Source organism: Pelovirga sp. C15f, from assembly GCF_057178085.1.
On the sequence record NZ_JBXUCV010000003.1, the window covers coordinates 1 to 19,793 of the forward strand.

The following is a 19,793-nucleotide window of genomic DNA, read 5'->3' on the forward strand; positions in this document are numbered from 1 at the left end:
AGAATGGATTGAAGCAGCCCTGGCCTCGAACCGGCAGCAACGGGAAGAGGTGTGGAGCCGAAGTATCGCCGTCGGCAGTGCCGCGTTCGTGCAGAAGACCAAGGAACTGCTGGGCTTGCGGGCCAAGAGGCGAAAGGTCGTCCTGGTGGGCGATGCTTTCATGCTGCGCGAAGCGCAAGAGCCATATGGCACCGATTTTACCTCTAAAAATAGACCTATAGGGGTGAAAACCGGGTAATCACGGGGCGTTTTCTCTTAAGTTTCAGGGGGATATCTTGGTCCGACCCCATCTGTAGCCGGAGCCCATGATTCAAAAACCTAGGAGCAAAATACGTCAAGGAAATTCCATCAAATATCCCTGGTCGAACTGTTTCATATTTGGAGTGGGCTACGGAAAATATCTAACAAGCAAATCAAGCGAATGGAATGGGGCTGGGTGCTTCCCGAAAAACAAAATCAAATTGTGGGAGTAGGCCGTTTCTTCGCGCCGCCACCGCTTATCGCGAACCGTTATGTGTAGGAGAGGGAGCCCATGATTAAAACTATTACCATAATTGGATTTCTATCGTTATTTATCGCCTTCAACGCGTATGCAGATGATAGTGATCGAATTGACCAGTTAGAAAAAGATGTTCAGGAGCTAAAGCTTCGAATCTCGAAACTAGAGTCTTTGCTTAGTAATCCAGCCGTTGCCCAAGATGTTGTAACCTCAAGTGATGGTTGGAAATCAATTTCGAATTGGAGAAAGCTAACCACAGGCATGAATCCAAGTGATGTGCGAAAAATACTAGGCGAGCCACAGAGGGTAGATGGAGGCAATATTGCATTTTGGCATTACCAAAATGGTGGAGTAGTCAATTTTTACAACGGAAAAGTAGACCGTTGGAGTGAACCGCGAGAGTGACACATAACAAGTGCATCGAGTCATTCGCTTCGCTCATTGGGACGCTCAAAAGCTACGCTTTTGTGCGGCCCTCACGCAAACGTTAAGCATATAAAATGACAAATAAAAAAATCGAAGATCAATTTATAGAGGCGCAAGAAGAAGCGACAAAACTACTCGCATCTTTAAAAATCGTCAAAAGTGCACCAAGAAAAATTTTAGGATTGGATGGTTGGATTTTTGAGCAAACGGTTCGCTATGCTATTGAAAAAGAATTAATAAAAGAAAAGATCTTTTGCGAATTTAAAGAACAAGAGGCAATTATTGGAAAAGCGAAGGTTGATCTTGTCTTTGGGCGTGCAGCAATTGAAGTTAAAGTGTCTGGATTTTATAGCGATGTTGAAAGTAAGTACTTGAAATATAAAAAATATTTGAATGAAAAAGGCTTAGAGTATTTTTACGTTACACTATACGAGGATTATTATCGCAATGTTGAAAAAGGAAGGCGGATATTTGGAAGAAATAGGATGTTCATATTAAAAGATGAAGGTGAATGGGAACGTTTTATAAAAGAATTAATAAAGGCCATAAAATAGCTTAACCACCCGCTGCAACCGATCGCTTTGCGTCGGGTGAGCTTGGCGTTAGGCGTGAAAATTAATATAAATTTGGAGGTGGTAATATGTCAGGCATGGCAGCAGACGATTTCCTCGTGCTTTTGGGAGGAATAGCCGGTTCAGCGGTGGGCGTTATTATCATTTTTCTCGTCATTTTCTACATCTTTCTATATTTTCTGATTCCCGTAATGGTCTTTTCAATTCATAAATCCTCTAAACGAACTGCAATAGCAGTAGAAAAAATTGCCAAACAGAATGAACAATTGGTCGACATCATTTCAAACAGTAGGGATTTCAGCTTTGGTGAAATTACGAGTGAAATATCAGAAAATAAATTCATCCAGTCCAAGAAAAAAGTTTAAGCTAATTGTTTGAACATTTGGCGCAATAAAACCTCCTAACAAACCAATGTCTTTAGGCTTTTAGTCAACTCGCTCTTTCACAATTCCAGACATAATGAACAACCTGACGGAAAAAACTTTTGCCGGTTTCGGAAAACTTCGGCGGTGTTCAAGCCGTTCATCGCTGCCGCTTATGGCTGGCGTTATCTGCCTTGAGCGTGGTTTGATCCAGCCAGCGACATGTAGACATGTATGAGATACGAATCATCCCAACCTGGAGTTAACTCGCAGATATGAAGATCGCACTGGGCACGGACCACGCAGGATATCGGCTAAAGGAGGCGGTCAAGGCTCACCTTATAAGGTTGGGCTATGACGTCGTAGATTTCGGTGCCGAGAACGAAGAATCGGTTGATTATCCCGATTACGTCATCCCTGCTGCCGAATGTGTATCTGCTCAGAATGCCGATTTAGCTATCGTGTTTGGAGGAAGCGGCAACGGAGAGGCGATCGCGGCGAATAAAGTAAAGGGTGTCAGGTGCGCCCTGTGCTGGAGCGAGGGGAGTGCACGTCTTGCGAAACAGCACAACAACGCCAATGTGATTGCGCTTGGCGGCCGGGTGGTTTCTCAGGAAGTCGGTCTCAAGATAGTTGATGCCTGGTTGACCTCAGACTTTGAAGGCGGAAGGCACCAGCGGCGCATAGATAAACTAACAACTTACGAATCGAATGGCGGCACATAACATGAGATAGAAGCAGGCAACAGAACCGCCTGGCCAGCGTCGCCATAAAACTGTTCATCTCCCCTACCGCTTTTCCACCTTGTTCATCAGCGCCAGCAGCAATCCCAGGGTGATAAAGGCGCCGGGCGGCAGAATCATCAGGATGACCGGTTGATAGCCGGCCCCGAAAACACTGAATCCAAGAAACTCACCGGCGCCGAACAGTTCACGAATGCCACCCAGGATAAAGAGGACCAGGGTAAATCCGGCCCCCATGCCAAGGCCGTCGGCAACAGCATTGCTGACCGGATTTTTTGAGGCAAAGGCTTCAGCACGTCCCAGAATCAGGCAGTTACAGACAATCAGGGGAATAAAGATGCCTAACGCCTGAAATAGATCGTAGGTATAAGCCTCCATCGCCAGTTGCACCACGGTAACAAAGGAGGCAATAATCAGGACAAAGCAGGGAATTCTGACCTTGGCGGGGATCAGATGGCGAAAGAGGGCAACGACGGCGTTGGAACAAACCAGCACAAAGGCCGTGGCCAGCCCCATGCCGAGGCCGTTTTCAGCACTGGTGGTAACCGCCAGCACCGGACACATTCCCAGCAGGAGTTTAAAAACGGCATTTTCCTTCCAGATCCCGCGCTTGAAATCAGTTGTCAGGCTCATGGGTTATCCCCCTGTGCGATGATTTTATCCTCATGCTCACGGTAAAGTTCCAGCCCGGTTCGCACCGCCCCGACCACTGCCCTGGAAGAGATCGTGGCACCGGTCAGTTGATCGAAGTCTCCCCCGTCTTTTTTTACTCGCCAATCATTGCTGTCAAGGGTCTTGTCGACAAACAGCGCCTTGTACCAGGGCTCGCTGATTTTATCCCCAAGGCCGGGTGTTTCCGAATGGGTGAGAATTTCGATAGCATGGACACGGTGATCGGGGCGTACACCAACCATCACTGTAATGTTGCCACTGTAACCGTCGGATGCCACAACTTGAAAGGCGGTTCCAACCAGTTGCTGGTCTTTACGTCCCCGATAAAAAATCGTATCGACTGGCCGGCCCTGACGGTCGCTGCCGGTGGTGATGGTCAGGGTATCGGTGTCAGGGCTGTTATCGAATTCCGGCAGTACGGCACTTAAGGCCCGCAGCATCTGCAGCCGGCGCTGTTCGGCAATCGGTTCGCGGGTCACGCTTTCAACCGCGGCGAGGATGGCGCCGGAAATGGCGGCAATCAGGGTCAGGGCAATGAGCAGGCGCGAAAATTCCTTCATTGCATCCCCCCGGCCTCATGGTTGTGGCCCCCATAGATTTCCGCCCTGGTATAGCGATCGATCAATGGAGTGGTCGCGTTCATCAGCAGAATGGCGAAGGAAACCCCTTCCGGGTAGCCGCCGAACAGGCGGATCAGCACAGTCAGCAGACCACAACCACAGCCGAAAATCAGCATTCCTCTTGCCGTAATGGGGGATGTGACCATATCGGTAGCCATGAAAAAGACGCCCAGCATCAGGCCCCCGGTCAGCAGGTGGAACAGCGGGCTGGGGTAGCGGGTCGGGTCAATCAGCCAGAAGATGCCGGCCATGACCACGACACTGCCGATAAAGCTGACCGGAATGTGCCAGCTAATTACTCGCTTAAAAATAAGAAAGAGGCCTCCCAGCAGCAGTACCAGTGCCGATACCTCCCCCAGGCTCCCTGCCATCAGTCCGTAAAAGTAGCGGTCAAAGCCACTGGTAGCCATCTCGGGCAATTGGCCGGTGAGCATCACCGCCGACTTCATTTCACCTAAGGGGGTAGCACTACTGACCGCATCAAACCCCATACTTAATGGTGCCGGGGCGGTCCAACTGGTCATCTGGACGGGGAAAGAGATGAGCAGGACAACGCGGGCCACCAGGGCCGGATTAAAGGGGTTATAGCCGAGACCACCAAAGATCATTTTAGCGATGACAATAGCGATAGCCGCGCCCAGCAGGGCCATCCACCAGGGACTGGAGGGCGGCAGGTTGAGGGCCAGCAGGATTCCGGTCAGGGCGGCCGACCCATCACCGATGGAAAGCGGCTGCTTCATCAGCTTGCAGCACAGCGCCTCACAGGCAACGCAGCCGAGGGTACAGATCAATAGTACCTTGAGGGCCGGCAGACCAAAAAATACCACCGCAACCGCAATCGCCGGCAGGAGCGCATAAATTACCAGCCGCATGATTTTGTCGGTGGTGACACCACTGTGGATGTGAGGTGATGAGGAAATATACAGGGCTTTGTCCACGTCAATGTTTCCTTTTGGCTTCCATAATCGCCCCCTTGATTTCACGAATCGATTGGACCAGGGGCAGGGTGGCCGGACACTGGTAGGTACAACAGCCACATTCGATGCAGTCAAGGGCATTATAGGCGTCGGCTTTTTCTACCAGACCGAGCCGCGCACAGAGGGCAATGACCGTCGGCTGCAGATGGATTGGGCACACTTTAACGCACTGACCGCAGCGTATGCAGGGGCCAGGCTTTTTAATTGAGATATCCTGGTGACGTAGCACCAACAGCCCGGAGGTGCCACGAATCACGGGAGCCTCCAGGGATATCTGGGAGCTGCCCATCATTGGCCCGCCCAGAATGATTTTCCCCGGGTCATCACTAAAGCCGCCGCATTGCTCAATCAGATGAGTCAGGGGGGTGCCGATGACGACCCTGAGGTTGTTGGGTGTGCGAATTCCCGCCCCGGTAACCGTTGTTATCCGTTCCACCAGGGGGCGGCCATGGCGCACAGCCGTGCTGACGGCAGCTGCGGTGCCGACATTCTGGACAACCGCACCACAATCCATTGGTAACTTGCCGCTGGGAACCTGGCGACCGGTGATCGCTTCGATCAGCTGTTTCTCGGCTCCTTGCGGGTATTTCACCGGCAGTGGTTGAACCTTGATCGGTGTACCGGCGCACAGCTTGCGCATGGCGTCGATGGCATCAGGTTTGTTGTCTTCGATGGCGAGAATCACCCGGTCAACGCCAAGAATTTTGCGCAGAATCAGAATCCCATCAACAATGGTGGGGCCTTCTTCCAGCATCAGGCGGTGGTCGCCGGTCAGGTAGGGTTCACATTCCACCCCGTTGATAATCAGGGCGCTGATCGGGCGATAAGCAGGGGGTGATAACTTGATATGGGTCGGAAACGTGGCGCCGCCGAGGCCAACAATCCCTGCCTGTTGCAACAACTGGCATAACTGGTCAGGGTTCAGGCTGTCCGGGTCGTTTGCCTGTAAACCTTCATGCCAGCGCTCAGCGCCATCCGGGCGAATAACGACGGCGGGTAAAGAGCGCCCGACCGGATGGGGACGGGCTTCAATGGCAATCACTTCGCCCGAGGTCGGGGCGTGGATCGGTACCGACACCGGGCCGACGGCAGCACCGATCTGCTCCCCTTTGGCAACCTGTTGACCAACCGAGACACAACATTCTGCCGGTGCACCGATATGTTGCAGCATGGGAACTATCAGCTCGTCCGGCAGCGGGCAGCTAACAATTGTCCTGGTGGCCGTGGTTGCTTTGTTGTCGGGGGGATGAATCCCGCCGGGGAATGTTGGTAGCTTCATGTTTTGACACTTTTTTAAGGCGGTTAAAACCTGCCGAACTCTACTCTGCTGATGACGTTGCTTCCGGGTCCGGATCTTTTGCCTCGCCGTTGTCAGCCAGATCGCGGATACATTTCATCGGACATTTGGCAATCGCCAGGGCCGCACTGTCTGCCTGAGCATAATTGACCCGGGCAAGAAAGTTATCGATGGTATAAGCCTCCGGGACGGTTTTTTTACAGATGTTGCAACCGATACAGCCGACCTGACAGTATTTTCGTACCTCGGCCCCCTTGTCGTGGCTGTTGCACAATACGTGGGTGGTCACCGCCTTGGGTGCCATGATGATCACCTGGCGGGGACAGGTTTTGAGGCACTGCTCGCAGCCGGTACATTTGTCACGATCAATAACAGCGAGATGTTCCGGAGTTATCGTGATCGCACCAAACAGGCAGGCGCGCACGCAGGAGCCAAGCCCAAGGCAGCCACCGGGACAGGATTTGGGGCCACCGGCCAGCTTTTGCGCGGCATTACAGTCCTCAAGTCCCAGATAATGATATTTCTGTCGGGCCAGATCGTCCCCGCCCTGACAGATCACCACAGCGACCGCCGGCTCTTTAACCGTGATCTTGACACCTAGAATAGCCGCCAGCGCTTCTGCTGTCTGCTGTCCGCCCGGTGGGCACAGATTCGGAGCCAGCCGCCCTTCGGCCACTGCCCGGGCGTAGCCGGAACAGCCTGGTTCGCCACAGGCGCCGCAGTTGACTCCCGGTAATGCGGCCAGAATGGCTGCTTCCCTGGGGTCGACCTCGACGGCAAACTTTTTGGCGGCGATCCCGAGAGCGGTGGCGGCGACCAGGCCGATGCCACCCAGGCAGGCTACGGCTGCAAGCATCAGCTTATTCCTTTTCTCATTACATTTTCACCAGTCCCGCAAAGCCCATAAACGCCAGCGACAGCAACCCGGCGGTGATCAGGGCGATGGCGGTACCGCGAAAGGCATCAGGAACCGGGCACAGGTCGATGCGTTCGCGCAGTCCGGCAAACAGCACCATGGCCAGGGTAAAACCGATCCCCGCGCCAATGGCAAAGACCAGCGATTCAATAAACGAGTAGGAAGTCTGAATGTTAAGAACTGCAACCCCGAGAACGGCACAATTGGTGGTGATCAGCGGCAGAAAGATGCCTAACGATTGATAAAGGACCGGACTGGTTTTCTGGACAATCATCTCCACCAGTTGCACCAGTGCCGCGATGACCAGAATAAACGCAATGGTTTGCAGATAATCAAGGTTAAAGGGGGCGAGAACGAAATATTGAATGAACCAGGTGACGACGGATGCAACCGCCATAACAAAGATAACAGCCATCCCCATACCGATAGAGGTCTCGACTTTTTTGGAAACGCCAAGAAACGGGCAGATGCCGAGAAATCGCGCCAGTACAAAATTATTGACAAAAACGGCACTGACAAGAATCAGGATGAGGGAAACCATAAGCGACACTCCCGTAGACATAACAACCGAGACGGCACACCATCATGAATGGAGGCCCCGGTTTTGTCAAAGAGATTTAACCAAACGCTGTTCGTCGGACGGGTCAGGATCAGGTTGACGGACGGGTCTGCTGCTTGAAATAACGGCGCTCCGGACGACCGACGGTTCCATACACCAGTTCGGTGGTCAGCTCGTTATGAGCCACCAGATACTCGAGATAACGCCTGGCTGTGGTGCGTCCGGCGCCGATCAGCGCGGCAACCTCTTCAGCACTTAAGCCCTGGGGGTGAGGTTGAACAAAAACCGCCTGGATTTTTTTCAGGGTCAGGGCGTCAATTCCCTTCGGGTGGATCGGCTCGCCGGCGGTGGCACTTTTGTAGGGATGCAGCAGGCGATCGACAGTGTGTTGATCCAGGGTTGCTTCAGCAGTCATACGCAGACGGTATTCACGAAACCGTTCAAGGGCTTCTTTGAAGCGCTGAAACATGACCGGTTTGAGGATATAATCGAAAACGCCGCCATGGATAGCTTCCTGCAGCGGTTCAAGTTCCTTGGCTGCGGTAATCAGAATAACATCGGTGGCCTGGTGACGGGCACGCAGGTTCCAGAGAATTTCAGTGCCCTTGCCTTCAGGAAAGTACAGATCAAGCAGAATCAGGTCCGGTTTCAGCAGGTCACTCATTTTTTCTGCATCGTCGAGATTGCCGGCAATGCCGCAAACACAGAAACCTTCCAGTTTTTCAGTGAAGTGGCGGTGAATTTCGGCAATCTGGGGATCATCATCAACAATGAGAATTTGTAGCGGCATCAATGACTATCCTTTTCTTTTGGGATGAAAACACTGAACATCGCCCCGCCCAGGTCACTATCGGAGATGGTCATCTGCCCGGCCAGGTCGGCCAGGGCAAGTTTTGCAAGATACAAGCCCTGACCCCTGTCGTTGCTTTTGGTGGTGAATCCGCGCATAAATATATCATTGGTCAATGCAGCCGGGACGCCGGCACCTGAGTCCTCGATTTCAAAAACCAGATCGTTGCCGATATCGGTCATTGTCAGCCTCACCCGGGGCGGACGGGTGTGGATGAGGGCCGCATCGAAGGCATTATCGATCAGGTTGCCGAGAATGGTGATGGTTTTTTCCCGATTGAGGGAGGCTGGAACGTCGATCAGCTGACTCTCCGGGTCGATGGTGAAATCGATACGCAACTCCTTGGCGTGGTTGTATTTGCCGATCAGAAATGCGGCCAGAATCGGATGCGGCACTGCTCGCGCCAAAAAGGCGATCAATCCCTGATAGCCGGCGGATTCCCGGCTGATCAGCTCCAGAGCCTGTTGGGCATGACCGGTCTGGATGAGTCCGGCGATGGTATGAAGTTTATTGGAATATTCATGGGTTTGCGCGCGCAGCATCTGGGAGTATTCCTTGACCTGGGAGAGTTGGCGCGCCAACGTGTCAATCTCATCCTTGCTTCTGAAGCTGGCTACAGCCCCGCAAATGGCATCATTTTCAATCATTGGTACCGTGTTGATAATCAGGGCACGGGTTCCTACCATCAACTCCTGGTCGACCCGTTGCTCGCCGCCGTCAAGAATTTTACTCAGTTTAGCTCCCGGTAAGACGTCACGAATGTGATGCTGCAGGACCTCCTGCTTGTCCTTCTTGCCTAGAATTTCCAGTGCCTGCTGGTTGACAACCGTTACGGCAGCATCGCGATCGATGGCAACAATGCCTTCGCGGATCGATTGGATGATGGTATCCCGCTCAGTAAAAAGATGGGCAATCTGTTCCGGTTCGAGATTGAAAATCGCCTTTTTGAATCGCCGCGCAATGGTGATCGCGCCAAGGATGCCCAGGAACATCAGGAGACTGACCATTCCCACCGCACGCAGACGATGCATCAGGACGATGTTTTCAACATCATCCAGAAGATAGCCAACCGACACAATACCGATGATCTCACCGGCCTGGTTAATAATCGGTGCCTTGCCCCGGATGGAAGGCCCCAGCGTGCCAACTGCGCGCGAAACATAAAACTCCCCCTGTTCAAGGGCCCGGTCGTTGTCGCCGCCGACCATTTCCTTGCCGAGACGATCAGGCATAGGGTGGGAAAAGCGGATGCTGTCGCGATTACCGATCACAATAAATTCAGCACCTGTCTCCTGGCGCAGATTTTCCGCCAGTTTCTGCAGTACCGCTTCCGGATCGGATGCGACTACCTGTTCTTTTACCTGGGGCAGCTGGGCGATCATTCTGGCGGCCTGCAGCGCCCGTTTGCCGATTTCATCTTCCAGTACATTGCCGATAATCAGGGTGTGGAATCCACCGACAATCAGGGTCAGCGGTAGGACCAGCAGACACACAAGCAGAATCATGCGGCTTTGCAGGCTGGAGAATAGTTGGGACAGGCGCAGCTGCATAGATGGTTCTCGCTCCCGGTTTTTTGTTCGGAAATGCTATTGCGCTGGTATGAAGCCGCCAATCTGCCGAAACAACGAATGCTACAGCGATGGATCAGGCTGACATTGTTGCATGAACAAAATGAACAGAATAGTCCTTATGAAACAAAAAATCATTATGGTGGAATTCTTTACAAGTTGCTTTGGTGGGCTACAATGACAAAAGAAAATCAAACACTGTTTTTGGCGGACTGCGGCATTGTCCGTATTCCTTGTTCCCCAGCCTATAAAGGAGATCGTGATGAAGTATTTAAAAGCTCTGGTTCTGGTCTGTGCGTTTTTGTTCATTCAGCAGTCGGCGATGGCGTTTGAGCCGCGTAACGTTCTGTGTATTGCCCCTTCTGATCCGGGCGGTGGCTGGGATTTCACCTGCCGCAATATGGCGCCGATTCTCTCCGACCTGGACCTGGTCAAAGGGCGGATCCGCACCCAGAATATGCCGGGTGCCGGTGGTGGCGTCGCTTACGCTCATGTGGTTGGTCAGCAGAAGGGTAACGCCAATCTCCTGGTAGCCGCATCGACGGCGACAACGACCCGTCTCGCGCAGAAGATGTTCCAGGGCTTTGATGCTGCGGATGTCCGCTGGGTCGCGGCTCTGGGTGCTGATTATGGTATCGTGGCCGTATCCCCCAAAAGTCGTTTCCAGACCCTGGATGACCTGATCGCAGCCCTGAAAGAAAATCCCGCCGGGATGAGTTTTGTCGGTGGTTCCGCCGTCGGTGGCTGGGATCATCTGAAAATGCTGATGCTTGCCGACGCAGCCGGTGTTCAGGATCTTAAGTCAGTCCGTTACACCAGTTTCAGCAGTGGTGGTCCGGCGATTATCGAGATCATGGGTGGTCGTGCCGATGTCTTTACCGGCGACGTCAGCGAGACCCTGACCCAACTGGAAGCCGGCAGCCTCAAGGTGCTCGCGGTTCTTGGTGACGAGCGACTGCCGGGAGTGCTGGCCGATGTGCCGACAGCTAAAGAACTTGGTTACGATGTCATCGGCGCCAACTGGCGTGGTTTTTATATGCCGGCGGGCGTGACAGATGAGGAATATGCTTACTGGAGTGATGCCATGAAAAAGCTGGCAGCATCCGAGAAGTTCATAGCCCTGCGTGAGCAGAACGGACTCGCCGCTTTTGAGCGCACGGGAACGGCAATGGATGAGTTTGTTCTGAATCAGGTCAAATCGCTGGAAAAATTGTTCGCCCGTATGGGGCAATAAATCAGAATTGTTGATATATCGGGTCCGGCCCTTTTTGGGCGGACCCGATAACTGCCTAATACGAGAAGAGAGCGGAACCATGAGCGATCGTATTGTTGCTGTTATGTTGCTGGTACTGGCACTGGTTTTCGGGCTTCAGGCCCTGGCCTATGTGCCGATTGGATTTACCGACCATCTGGGCGCACGGGTTTTTCCTCTGGCCGTTGCCCTGTTGATGGTGCCCTTGACCCTGGTGCTGTTCTTCGGTCGGCACATGGCCGGAGTCTGGCCCAGTGCACGAGCCTGGCGGGTGGTGATTCTGGCCCTGTCGGTGCTGGTGGTTTACGCGCTGGTGATTGAATCTGTCGGATTCATCATCGCGACAATGGGCGTATTCATTGTTTACGGGAAGCTCTATGGCGCCTCGTGGTGGAAAACTGTTGTTACCGGGATTATCGCCGCGATCGCCCTTTACGCACTTTTTGTCCTGGCCCTGGATATGTATCTGCCCCTCGGGTCGTTTTTTGAGGAGTTGTTCTGATGGATGCTTTTCAGTCATTAATGCAGGGATTTTCCGGTGCGTTGATTCCCCTCAATCTGCTGGTAGTGTTTCTCGGGGTCACGGCGGGGACCGTTATCGGTATGCTCCCCGGCATCGGTCCGATTAACGGGATTGCGATTCTTATTCCCATTACCTTCGCCATGGGAATTGATCCGACGTCGATGCTCATCCTCTTTGCCGGGATTTATTATGGTGCCCAGTATGGCAATTCCATCAGCACCATCCTGCTCAATGTGCCGGGAACGCCGTCGTCGGTTGCCACGGCGCTCGATGGTCACCCCATGGCCAAAAGTGGACGCGCCGGCCCGGCTCTGGCAATTTCTGCTATCGCTTCCTTTATTGGTGGGACGGTTGCGGTTGTCGGCTTGATGTTTTTGGCCCCGGTCCTGGCAAAATGGGCGATCCGCTTTGGTCCGGCGGAATATTTCGTGCTGATTCTGTTTACCTTTACCATGCTGTCAGCTTTGTCCGGGAAGCAGTTTATCAAAGGGTTGCTGGCCACCGGTATCGGCCTGATGCTGGCGACCATCGGCATCGATGCGGGAACCGGAATTCCACGTTATACCTTTGGTCATCTGGCTTTTTATGACGGGCTGGATTTTGCCGTGGTCACCATCGGACTGTTTGCTATTTCCGAAGTTTTTCTTCTGATCGAACAGACCCGGGGCGTCACTGAGTTGAATACCAAACTGGGTCGGGTGATGGTGACGGCAAAGGAGTTTGTTTCCTGCTGGTGGGGAATGATTCGTTCTGCTGTTATCGGCTTTTTGATTGGAGTTCTGCCGGGAGCCGGGGCAACTATCGCCAGCTTTATGGCCTATGCCACCGAGCAGCGCCTGACGGATAAAAAAGGAACCTTCGGGACGGGGGACATCCGGGCGGTAGCGGCACCGGAATCGGCCAACAATGCGGCGGTGTCAGGTGCTCTTATTCCGATGTTGACCCTTGGGGTGCCCGGTAGCGGCACCACGGCGGTGATTCTTGGCGCCCTGCTGGCCCTTAACCTTAATCCCGGCCCGTTGTTTATCGCTCAGCATGGTGACATGTTCTGGACCCTGATCGCGTCTATGTATATCGGCAATGTGATGCTGCTGATCCTCAACCTTCCCCTGGTCGGCCTGTTTGTTAAAGTGCTGTTGATTCCCCGTTATATCCTGGTGCCGGGAGTGGCGATGATCAGCTACGGCGCCATTTATGCCGCCAGCAGTTCGATAACTGACCTGATGTTGATGACCGGTTTCGGGTTGCTTGGTTATCTGATGCGCAAAACCGATTTTCCTCTGGCGCCGGTCATTCTCGCCCTGGTGCTGGGGCCGATGATGGAAACCAGTCTGCGCCGGGCGTTGTCATTGTCCAACGGTGACTGGGGGATTCTCTTTGCTTCCCCCCTGGTGATGGTACTGTGGGGACTGGTAGCGTTATCGGCACTGGTACCGATGATCCGTTCATTACGCCGCGCCCGTGCATACAACGACAGCGAACAGCATTGACGAGCGCTGGCAGGGATTGTTCAACAAAAAGATGTTGGTGACAAAAAACGGCTATCCGCGATCAGCTTCGTGGATAGCCGTTTTACTTTAGTGGCGATGCTCTCTTCAGGATCACAGCGCTTGAGTAGATACGGGTGCCAGCACTGCTCAGAAGGATCAGCTTTTACCACAGGCTTTCAGAAACAGCCGAAGAATATCAGGCTGGTTGGCTTTGATGTTGCCGGCCAGAAAGTCAGAGAGCCCCGGGCGGTAATCATCGTTCCAGACCTTGAGAAAAAACTCCTTGCTGGTTTTGCAGACACAGTCGGCCGCATCGGTCGTTCGTCCCTGATCGACTTTGCATTCCGTCGGATAAAGCCAGACCGTTCTTTTGATTTCGTCGATGGAAAAATAGATGCTGGTTGGTTCCCGGACGATGCCGGACTGATAGCTCTGCGGCAGATCGGTGAATATCTGTTCAATCATCATAAACTGCTCCGTAGTGCAGACAAGATCAGATGCCCGTAACCGGTTTTAAGGTTACGGGCATCGCTCGTCAGGAGTGCTGAGCGTTGATTTTCTCTGTCAGCAGCGGTACCAGCTGTTTCAGGTCACAGACTGCAAGTACGTCGGCGACCTCGCCGATAGGAGCATCCTTGTCGGTGTTGATGGCGATGACAAACTCCGATTTTTTCATGCCGGCCAGGTGCTGGATCGCACCGGAGATGCCGCAGGCAACGTAGAGTTTTGGTGCAACGGTCTGCCCGGTGGTGCCAACCTGGCGACTATGCTCAGCCCATTCGGCATCAACGACAGGCCGGCTGGCGGCATATTCGCCTTTCAGTGCTTTAGCCAGAGCGTCGATCATGCCTAGGTTTTCCGGCTTGCCGATGCCCCTGCCGGCGCCGACGATCACCGTGGCTTTTGACAGATCGACGCCCCCCGCTGCTGCCGCTTCATAACCATTGAAGCTGATCGTTCCCGGTTCCACCCCCGGCAGGTCAATGACTTGCGGCGTTGCCGACGCCGGGGTTTGAGGGGTAAATGCGCCGGCCTGCAAGGTGACTACGGTCAGGGCTGTTTTGACTTTAACCTGGCGGCGCAGTTTGCTGTTACAGCAGGGAACGATCAGGGTCCCCTCTGTCACATCAACCACTTCAGAAACCTGGGCAGCCTTGAGGGGCAAAGCAACGCGTGGTGCCAGATCCCAGCCGTAGGAGGAGTGGGGGAACACGATCATCTGCGGCTGCTCTTTGGCAACCACGTCAAGCAGGAGTTTTTTGTGGCCGTCAGGATTGAAATCACCGACGCCGGCGCTGTCGGCCAGGTACAAGGTTCCGGAAAAGTTGGGCAGGGAATTTTTTGAGCCCACCAGGAACATGGTCGCTTCAGCACCCAGGCGGGACGCGAACTCAATCAGTTCGGCACAGGTTCCCAGGGTTTTACCGTCTCGAGATTCGCCAACCAGAAGTATCTTCATCGTGGTCTCCTTACGCCAGGACCGTGGTTTTATCTTTAATGATCTTGAGGAGTTTTTCTGCCAGTTCGGCCGGATCCCCCTCAATAATCAGGCCACCGCTGCGTTTTTCAGGCAGGGTGACAGCGAGGGTTTGCTGCTGGGATTCCACCGGTTTGAAGTCGGCAAGGGGGACTGTCAGCAGCTCTTTTTTCTTGGCCTTCATGATGTTCGGAAGGGTTGGATAGCGAGGTTTGTTCAGACCCAACTGACAAGTAACCAGTGCCGGACTGTTGCAACTGACCAGTGCTCTGGAGCCCCCTTCCAGCTCCCGCTTGGCGATGACTTTACCGTCACTCCAGGTGAATTCTACCAGGGTCGTAAGGCTCGGCAGGCCGAGCATTTCGGCAACCAGAACCCCTACCTGCGCGCTACCGCGATCCTGGGATTGCATGCCGGTAAAAATCAGGTCAAAGGTGTGTTGGCGGGCGTATTCGGCAATGACAGCAGCTATTGTCATGGGGTCACGTTGGTGACTGTCGGAGTCCAGAATATGCACTCCTTTGTCCGCGCCCATGGCCAGGGCTTTCTTGATGGTTTCCTTGACCCGTTCCGGCCCGATACACAGGACTGTCAGCTCGGCCGTCCCGACCTGTTCTTTCAATTGTACTGCTTGTTCCACCGCATACTCATCGTATTCATTCATGCGCCAGGCAAGGTCAGTGTCGTCATACCAGGTCCCTGCGGCGTTGACCTTGAAGCGAGATTCCATATCGGGAACCTGTTTGATGCAGACAAGAATCTTCATAAGTTACTCCTCTATGTTGATTGCGGCTGAACCCGGTTGCGCGCTTTGACCAGAGCCGTTGTTAAGCAGACCCAACATCCGATTTCACCCTTTTTTATTGATTGCCATCTCCGCAGGTAGTCGGCTCAGCAGCAATTCCGCCAGGTCCAGTGGTTTAAGCTGATCACTCAGGTCGGCGCCCTTGATACCGTCTTCAAACATGGTCAGGCAAAAGGGGCAGCTCGACACCAGGGTGCCGGTGCCGGTGGCTGCGGCCATTTCAGCACGTGCTTCGCTGATCCTGCTACCAATGGTTTCATCAGCAAGTATCCGGCCACCGCCGGCACCGCAACAGAAAGACTCCTGTCCGTGCTTGTTCATTTCTGTCAACTGTGCCCCGGCAGCTGCCAGGAGCGCGCGCGGCGCCTGGTAGAGATCGTTATGCCGGCCCAGATAGCATGAATCATGATAGGTGCAATCGGCCTGTTCCGGCTGCAGTTGCAGCAGGCCGCTGTTGATCAGGCCGGCGAGAAAGTCGGTGTAGTGATGAACCGGCAGAGTCAACCCGAGCTCACGATAATCTTTATTCAGGGTGTTGTAACAATGGGGACAGGTGGTGACGATCTGCGGCGCGGAAGTCGCGGCAATATTCTCGATGTTTTCCCGGGCCAGGGTTTGATAGAGATATTCGTTTCCCATTTTGCGCATCGGTTCGCCGCAGCATTTTTCGGTTTTGCCGAGAATGGCGACTTTAACTCCGGCGGCAGCACAGAGGGTGACGAAGGCTTTGGCGACCGCTTGATTGCGTTTGTCAAAAGAAGCATAGCAACCGACGAAATAAAGAATGTCAGGGTTTTGGGTGTTTGTATCCACAGCCGGTAATCCCTGTGCCCAGTCACCACGCCCGGCAAACGCCAGACCGAAAGGGTTGCCGTTGACCTCGGTATGTTCCATCGCCGCGGTCACCTCGTCACCAGGGAATTCCCCTTCCATCAATACCAGGTTGCGCCTGACATCGACAATTTTGCGGACGTGTTCGATGACCGCGGGACAGCTTTCCTGACAAGCCAGGCAGGTCGTGCAGGACCAGAGGACATCCCGCTCAAGGGTCTCCGCCAGATTGGCCTGGGGTTGCTGGAAGGCGACCTCACCTATCTGCTTGACCAGTTTCATCGGCGACAGGGGTTTGTCCGTTGCCCACGCCGGACAGCGATCCTGACAGCGTTTGCAACTGGTGCAGGCATCGGCATCAAAGATATCCTTCCAGGTCAAGTCCATTACCGTTGCGGCACCGTAATTTTCGGCATCTTCGTTTTCCAGATCCACCGAGGTCAGCATCCCCTTGGGACCGAGATCGGAGAAAAAATAGTTGAGACTGGTAGTAAACAGATGGCGCAACTTGGTTAGCGGGATAATGGCGATAAAAAGGATCGCCAACAGTAGATGCCCCCACCAGGTGATCTGATGCAGGTTGCGCAGGGCCGTCTCCTCAAAACCGGCAAGACGGTTGGCAACGAGCAGGCCGATGGGCGACCACAGAGCCAAGGGCGTGCCAAGTTCGGTAACCGCCATCCGCGCCCCTTCGATGATAAAACCACTGATCAGAATTGCCACCAGTAAGCCGTGGATGATCCAGTCATCCTTGATGTTGTCGAGCCCCGGAGGGCGAACCAGAGTGCGTCGGATCAATAACCCTGCCAGCATGAAAATGGCCAACACACCGGCAATATCGAGAATCAGGGAAAAAAACAGATAGAAGGTGCCAGTCAAAAAGCGAACATCAAACAGGGGGTCTGTCAGGTCAGCCTGGATGAAGATCAGCAAGGTACCGATAAACAGGAGCAAAAAACCCCAGAAAAACAGGGCATGGGCGCTACCCGGAAGGCGCTGGTAAATGACCCTGGTTTGCAGCAGCGTGCCGCGGATCATATGCTCCAGACGCACGGGCCACTGATCAAAGCGACCCAGAGGCTGTCCCAGCCGATAGGTCTTGATGCGTCGTGAGAACTGATAGCCGAGGAAGGCAACAGCTGCTAGCGCCAGCAGGTACATCGGGAGCAGGGTGCCCAGGCTCTGGCCGATATTCCAGTAGATTTCGCGTGTATACTCCATGGCGTTCCTTAAAAAAAGACGGTGTGTTGGTATTGCTCAATGTCGATAAAAAAGAGTATATATCAGAGTTGCTGTCAACGCCTTGTGATTTTCTTTATATTACCTTAACGTAAAGGTTAGTTTAAAAAATAACAGCATTCTATTCATATTTCAACAATTAAAGACCCCATCAGGACAGTTTTCGAGCGGGATTGACAGCCTGAATCGAGGGTGTTATTAAGTGGAAAAGCTAACGTAAAGGTTACTCTCTTGAAGAATAACGACAAAGAATTGGTGCAGATTGGCGAGTTGGCCAACAGGTTGGGAATTACAACCCGGACAATCCGTTACTATGAGGAGATCGGCTTGATGGGACCTCCGGAACGGCGGGTTGGCGGGACCCGGACCTACGGTCGGGAGGATGTGTTACGTCTGAAATTTATTCTCAAGCTCAAAGAGCTGGGCATCACGCTCAAAGAGATGCAGGAGCTGGCGCAGAATTTTGATATCAATCAGCAGGATTTTCACACCATCACGCCAAAGCTGCTTGAAATTCTCGATACCCATATCGCTAAAGTAGATAAGAAAATAGCAAGCCTGGCCTCTCTGAGAACTGAAGTCGTGGCTTATCGATCCCGCATACTGGGTATTCTTAATGAAAGGGTCCCGGTAGTGAAATGAGCGCTGTCTCTTTTGAGTATACGACCGCGATTGAAATTCGCTTTGCTGATCTCGATGCCTATGGCCATGTCAATAACGCACTATTTTTCACTTATCTAGAACATGCTCGCGTCAAGATGTTTCAGGAATATTTCGGAGATTTTCTCGACAGCCCCCTGCTGTTTCTGGTGGTACGCGCCGAATGTGACTATCGCCTGCCCATTACCTTGAATGACCGCCTGCAGATTACCCTTAAGGTTGAACAGCTCAGACATTCAAGCTTTACCTTAACCTATCTGCTCCATGATGGCGGCAGTCGCGTTTTCGCTACGGCCAAAACCGTCATGGTCAGCTATGATCCGCAGGCGAAAAAACCAGCTGCACTGCCTGTCAACATTCGTGAAACCTTTGCCCGCTGTGGTTCGTCCGGGTGAGCGTGTCCTGGGTAAGGAGATTCTTGTGACCAAAACACAGAACACAACCTATCAGATCGTCGGCATGCAGCCGATTTCCCGTGAATGTCTGGTTTGTGGGACGGAAAACGCCCTGGGAATCAAGGCCCAGTTTTTTGAAACGACAACGAAGGAGTTGATCGCTCTTTTTACTCTGCACAACCAGCATCAGAGTTATCCCGGCATTGCCCATGGCGGTATTTCCGCCACCGTGCTGGATGAAGTGATCGGGCGGGCGATTATGATCGATCACGATCATCAGACCTTCGGCATCACCCTTGATCTGCAGGTGCGTTACCGGCAACCGGTGCCTCTGGATGTTGAGCTAAAGGTGGTAGGGCGTATCGACGCCAACAAGGGGCGCCTGTTTGAAGGTAGTGGAGAACTTTACCTGCCTGATGGTACCGTTGCGGTTGAAGCCCATGGTAAATACATGAAGCGCCGCATTGACCAGATTACCACCGCTGATTTTACAGAAACCTCGTGGGTGGTGCCCGAAGACGAGACCCCTTCAACAATTGTCATATAGTCTCTGTCCAACGCCGGAGCGGGAGTCCTGCACCCTGTGCTGCGACGGAGCAAAATACAGCCCGAAAAAATATATTATCAGGACGTTAGGGCAGTACCTTATTCCAGCGATCAATTGCCACCTGCTCGAACAGGCCGGCTCTGGCGTAGGGATCGCCGGAGGCAAAGCTTTCCGCGGCCTGGCGATCGGGCAAATCAAGAATAACCACCGATCCGCACATCTGTTCATCCCCATCAAGCAGTGGACCGGCAGCAAAGAGCTGAGGGCCGAAACTTTTTAAATACTCAACATGAGCGGGGCGATTTTTCTGCCGCACAGCCAGATGGCCTTTTTTATCAATACAACGGATGACAAAGAGCATGGTTGGCCTCCATTTTTTTTGATGTGATTGGTTTTTTAGGTAATCGAGACTAGCATAAACACAGAGGAAGGGTGAGACGATTTCGCTTTTCTATGGCCCCGAGGCCCTTCTTTACAGGCAGTGACAGGGGCAGCATCATTTTAGCCCCTGCC

General features: G+C 53.2%; 24 protein-coding genes and 1 pseudogene. 12 read left to right on the forward strand and 13 right to left on the reverse strand.

What is annotated here, in order from left to right; all coding sequences use genetic code 11:
* From AC1931_RS09060 to AC1931_RS09080, 5 genes and pseudogenes are all read left to right on the forward strand, one after another.
* A pseudogene (locus AC1931_RS09060) lies at positions 1-238 on the forward strand (hypothetical protein); the annotation flags it as partial.
* A 294-nt stretch (positions 239-532) separates the two neighbouring features.
* Positions 533-904 (forward strand): hypothetical protein, encoded by a 372-nt coding sequence (locus tag AC1931_RS09065; protein ID WP_483876938.1) that lies wholly within the window; start codon positions 533-535, stop codon positions 902-904.
* Positions 905-999: 95 nt separating this feature from the next.
* A complete protein-coding gene (locus AC1931_RS09070) occupies positions 1,000-1,479 on the forward strand; it encodes a hypothetical protein (protein WP_483876939.1) in 480 nt (159 codons plus the stop codon).
* 86 nt (positions 1,480-1,565) lie between these two features.
* Positions 1,566-1,862 (forward strand): hypothetical protein, encoded by a 297-nt coding sequence (locus AC1931_RS09075; RefSeq protein ID WP_483876940.1) that lies wholly within the window; start codon positions 1,566-1,568, stop codon positions 1,860-1,862.
* A gap of 272 nt (positions 1,863-2,134) precedes the next feature.
* Entirely contained in the window at positions 2,135-2,584 is a 450-nt protein-coding gene (locus tag AC1931_RS09080; RefSeq protein ID WP_483876941.1) for a ribose-5-phosphate isomerase, read from the forward strand.
* A gap of 63 nt (positions 2,585-2,647) precedes the next feature.
* On the opposite strand, the gene rsxE is transcribed toward AC1931_RS09080, so the two are convergent.
* The 8 genes from rsxE to AC1931_RS09120 form a co-directional block, all read right to left on the reverse strand.
* A complete protein-coding gene (gene rsxE / locus AC1931_RS09085) occupies positions 2,648-3,235 on the reverse strand; it encodes an electron transport complex subunit RsxE (RefSeq protein ID WP_483876942.1) in 588 nt (195 codons plus the stop codon).
* The gene (locus tag AC1931_RS09090) at positions 3,232-3,834 is read right to left on the reverse strand and encodes an RnfABCDGE type electron transport complex subunit G (protein WP_483876943.1); all 603 of its coding nucleotides are present in this window, start codon (positions 3,832-3,834) and stop codon (positions 3,232-3,234) included. The genes rsxE and AC1931_RS09090 overlap by 4 nt, the downstream gene beginning before the upstream one ends.
* On the reverse strand, positions 3,831-4,832 hold the full coding sequence (locus AC1931_RS09095) for an RnfABCDGE type electron transport complex subunit D (RefSeq protein ID WP_483876944.1): 1,002 nt from the start codon (positions 4,830-4,832) through the stop codon (positions 3,831-3,833). Before AC1931_RS09095 ends, AC1931_RS09090 begins: the two co-directional genes overlap by 4 nt.
* Position 4,833: 1 nt before the next feature.
* The gene (rsxC, locus tag AC1931_RS09100; RefSeq protein WP_483876945.1) at positions 4,834-6,150 is read right to left on the reverse strand and encodes an electron transport complex subunit RsxC; all 1,317 of its coding nucleotides are present in this window, start codon (positions 6,148-6,150) and stop codon (positions 4,834-4,836) included.
* 40 nt (positions 6,151-6,190) lie between these two features.
* On the reverse strand, positions 6,191-7,024 hold the full coding sequence (locus tag AC1931_RS09105; RefSeq protein WP_483876946.1) for an RnfABCDGE type electron transport complex subunit B: 834 nt from the start codon (positions 7,022-7,024) through the stop codon (positions 6,191-6,193).
* Positions 7,025-7,043: 19 nt separating this feature from the next.
* Positions 7,044-7,625 (reverse strand): electron transport complex subunit RsxA, encoded by a 582-nt coding sequence (gene rsxA / locus AC1931_RS09110; RefSeq protein WP_483876947.1) that lies wholly within the window; start codon positions 7,623-7,625, stop codon positions 7,044-7,046.
* Between the two features lie 109 nt (positions 7,626-7,734).
* The gene (locus AC1931_RS09115; RefSeq protein WP_483876948.1) at positions 7,735-8,433 is read right to left on the reverse strand and encodes a response regulator; all 699 of its coding nucleotides are present in this window, start codon (positions 8,431-8,433) and stop codon (positions 7,735-7,737) included.
* Positions 8,433-10,043: an ATP-binding protein gene (locus tag AC1931_RS09120; RefSeq protein ID WP_483876949.1), complete on the reverse strand. Its 1,611-nt coding sequence runs from the start codon at positions 10,041-10,043 to the stop codon at positions 8,433-8,435. The genes AC1931_RS09115 and AC1931_RS09120 overlap by 1 nt, the downstream gene beginning before the upstream one ends.
* On the opposite strand from AC1931_RS09120, the gene AC1931_RS09125 reads away from it, so the two are divergent.
* The 4 genes from AC1931_RS09125 (at position 10,023) to AC1931_RS09140 (ending at position 13,326) form a co-directional block, all read left to right on the forward strand.
* Complete coding sequence (locus tag AC1931_RS09125) at positions 10,023-10,394, forward strand: hypothetical protein (protein WP_483876950.1); 372 nt, start codon at positions 10,023-10,025, stop codon at positions 10,392-10,394. The two genes, AC1931_RS09120 and AC1931_RS09125, sit on opposite strands and share 21 nt — an antisense overlap.
* The gene (locus AC1931_RS09130) at positions 10,324-11,295 is read left to right on the forward strand and encodes a Bug family tripartite tricarboxylate transporter substrate binding protein (protein WP_483876951.1); all 972 of its coding nucleotides are present in this window, start codon (positions 10,324-10,326) and stop codon (positions 11,293-11,295) included. Before AC1931_RS09125 ends, AC1931_RS09130 begins: the two co-directional genes overlap by 71 nt.
* A gap of 79 nt (positions 11,296-11,374) precedes the next feature.
* The gene (locus tag AC1931_RS09135; protein WP_483876952.1) at positions 11,375-11,815 is read left to right on the forward strand and encodes a tripartite tricarboxylate transporter TctB family protein; all 441 of its coding nucleotides are present in this window, start codon (positions 11,375-11,377) and stop codon (positions 11,813-11,815) included.
* The gene (locus tag AC1931_RS09140) at positions 11,815-13,326 is read left to right on the forward strand and encodes a tripartite tricarboxylate transporter permease (protein ID WP_483876953.1); all 1,512 of its coding nucleotides are present in this window, start codon (positions 11,815-11,817) and stop codon (positions 13,324-13,326) included. Before AC1931_RS09135 ends, AC1931_RS09140 begins: the two co-directional genes overlap by 1 nt.
* A 156-nt stretch (positions 13,327-13,482) precedes the next feature.
* Here AC1931_RS09140 and AC1931_RS09145 read toward each other — a convergent pair whose 3' ends face one another.
* The 4 genes from AC1931_RS09145 to AC1931_RS09160 all read right to left on the reverse strand — a co-directional run bounded on the left by AC1931_RS09145 (position 13,483) and on the right by AC1931_RS09160 (position 17,660).
* A complete protein-coding gene (locus tag AC1931_RS09145; protein WP_483876954.1) occupies positions 13,483-13,794 on the reverse strand; it encodes a hypothetical protein in 312 nt (103 codons plus the stop codon).
* Between the two features lie 67 nt (positions 13,795-13,861).
* Positions 13,862-14,785, reverse strand: a complete 924-nt coding sequence (locus tag AC1931_RS09150; protein ID WP_483876955.1) for an electron transfer flavoprotein subunit alpha/FixB family protein — start codon at positions 14,783-14,785, stop codon at positions 13,862-13,864.
* A 10-nt stretch (positions 14,786-14,795) separates the two neighbouring features.
* Positions 14,796-15,569 carry an electron transfer flavoprotein subunit beta/FixA family protein gene (locus AC1931_RS09155; RefSeq protein WP_483876956.1) on the reverse strand — a complete coding sequence of 258 codons (774 nt, stop codon included), beginning with the start codon at positions 15,567-15,569 and terminating at the stop codon, positions 14,796-14,798.
* 84 nt (positions 15,570-15,653) lie between these two features.
* Entirely contained in the window at positions 15,654-17,660 is a 2,007-nt protein-coding gene (locus AC1931_RS09160; protein ID WP_483876957.1) for a heterodisulfide reductase-related iron-sulfur binding cluster, read from the reverse strand.
* A 249-nt stretch (positions 17,661-17,909) separates the two neighbouring features.
* On the opposite strand from AC1931_RS09160, the gene AC1931_RS09165 reads away from it, so the two are divergent.
* From AC1931_RS09165 to AC1931_RS09175, 3 genes are read left to right on the forward strand one after another with little or no spacing between them, the layout of a single operon-like run.
* Positions 17,910-18,320 (forward strand): helix-turn-helix domain-containing protein, encoded by a 411-nt coding sequence (locus AC1931_RS09165; protein ID WP_483876958.1) that lies wholly within the window; start codon positions 17,910-17,912, stop codon positions 18,318-18,320.
* Positions 18,317-18,733: an acyl-CoA thioesterase gene (locus tag AC1931_RS09170; RefSeq protein ID WP_483876959.1), complete on the forward strand. Its 417-nt coding sequence runs from the start codon at positions 18,317-18,319 to the stop codon at positions 18,731-18,733. The genes AC1931_RS09165 and AC1931_RS09170 overlap by 4 nt, the downstream gene beginning before the upstream one ends.
* A gap of 25 nt (positions 18,734-18,758) precedes the next feature.
* On the forward strand, positions 18,759-19,280 hold the full coding sequence (locus AC1931_RS09175) for a PaaI family thioesterase (RefSeq protein ID WP_483876960.1): 522 nt from the start codon (positions 18,759-18,761) through the stop codon (positions 19,278-19,280).
* Positions 19,281-19,365: 85 nt separating this feature from the next.
* Here AC1931_RS09175 and AC1931_RS09180 read toward each other — a convergent pair whose 3' ends face one another.
* A complete protein-coding gene (locus AC1931_RS09180; RefSeq protein ID WP_483876961.1) occupies positions 19,366-19,641 on the reverse strand; it encodes a YciI family protein in 276 nt (91 codons plus the stop codon).
* Between the last annotated feature and the right edge of the window lie 152 nt (positions 19,642-19,793).

Excerpts from the sequence above, each read along its gene's own strand:
- AC1931_RS09065 (WP_483876938.1), top strand. The coding sequence starts at position 533 with ATGATTAAAACTATTACCATAATTGGATTTCTATCGTTATTTATCGCC.
- AC1931_RS09070 (WP_483876939.1), top strand. The coding sequence starts at position 1,000 with ATGACAAATAAAAAAATCGAAGATCAATTTATAGAGGCGCAAGAAGAA.
- AC1931_RS09075 (WP_483876940.1), top strand. The coding sequence starts at position 1,566 with ATGTCAGGCATGGCAGCAGACGATTTCCTCGTGCTTTTGGGAGGAATA.
- AC1931_RS09080 (WP_483876941.1), top strand. The coding sequence starts at position 2,135 with ATGAAGATCGCACTGGGCACGGACCACGCAGGATATCGGCTAAAGGAG.
- rsxE (WP_483876942.1), bottom strand. The coding sequence starts at position 3,235 with ATGAGCCTGACAACTGATTTCAAGCGCGGGATCTGGAAGGAAAATGCC.
- AC1931_RS09090 (WP_483876943.1), bottom strand. The coding sequence starts at position 3,834 with ATGAAGGAATTTTCGCGCCTGCTCATTGCCCTGACCCTGATTGCCGCC.
- rsxC (WP_483876945.1), bottom strand. The coding sequence starts at position 6,150 with ATGAAGCTACCAACATTCCCCGGCGGGATTCATCCCCCCGACAACAAA.
- AC1931_RS09105 (WP_483876946.1), bottom strand. The coding sequence starts at position 7,024 with ATGCTTGCAGCCGTAGCCTGCCTGGGTGGCATCGGCCTGGTCGCCGCC.
- rsxA (WP_483876947.1), bottom strand. The coding sequence starts at position 7,625 with ATGGTTTCCCTCATCCTGATTCTTGTCAGTGCCGTTTTTGTCAATAAT.
- AC1931_RS09115 (WP_483876948.1), bottom strand. The coding sequence starts at position 8,433 with ATGCCGCTACAAATTCTCATTGTTGATGATGATCCCCAGATTGCCGAA.
- AC1931_RS09120 (WP_483876949.1), bottom strand. The coding sequence starts at position 10,043 with ATGCAGCTGCGCCTGTCCCAACTATTCTCCAGCCTGCAAAGCCGCATG.
- AC1931_RS09130 (WP_483876951.1), top strand. The coding sequence starts at position 10,324 with ATGAAGTATTTAAAAGCTCTGGTTCTGGTCTGTGCGTTTTTGTTCATT.
- AC1931_RS09135 (WP_483876952.1), top strand. The coding sequence starts at position 11,375 with ATGAGCGATCGTATTGTTGCTGTTATGTTGCTGGTACTGGCACTGGTT.
- AC1931_RS09140 (WP_483876953.1), top strand. The coding sequence starts at position 11,815 with ATGGATGCTTTTCAGTCATTAATGCAGGGATTTTCCGGTGCGTTGATT.
- AC1931_RS09145 (WP_483876954.1), bottom strand. The coding sequence starts at position 13,794 with ATGATGATTGAACAGATATTCACCGATCTGCCGCAGAGCTATCAGTCC.
- AC1931_RS09150 (WP_483876955.1), bottom strand. The coding sequence starts at position 14,785 with ATGAAGATACTTCTGGTTGGCGAATCTCGAGACGGTAAAACCCTGGGA.
- AC1931_RS09155 (WP_483876956.1), bottom strand. The coding sequence starts at position 15,569 with ATGAAGATTCTTGTCTGCATCAAACAGGTTCCCGATATGGAATCTCGC.
- AC1931_RS09160 (WP_483876957.1), bottom strand. The coding sequence starts at position 17,660 with ATGGAGTATACACGCGAAATCTACTGGAATATCGGCCAGAGCCTGGGC.
- AC1931_RS09170 (WP_483876959.1), top strand. The coding sequence starts at position 18,317 with ATGAGCGCTGTCTCTTTTGAGTATACGACCGCGATTGAAATTCGCTTT.
- AC1931_RS09180 (WP_483876961.1), bottom strand. The coding sequence starts at position 19,641 with ATGCTCTTTGTCATCCGTTGTATTGATAAAAAAGGCCATCTGGCTGTG.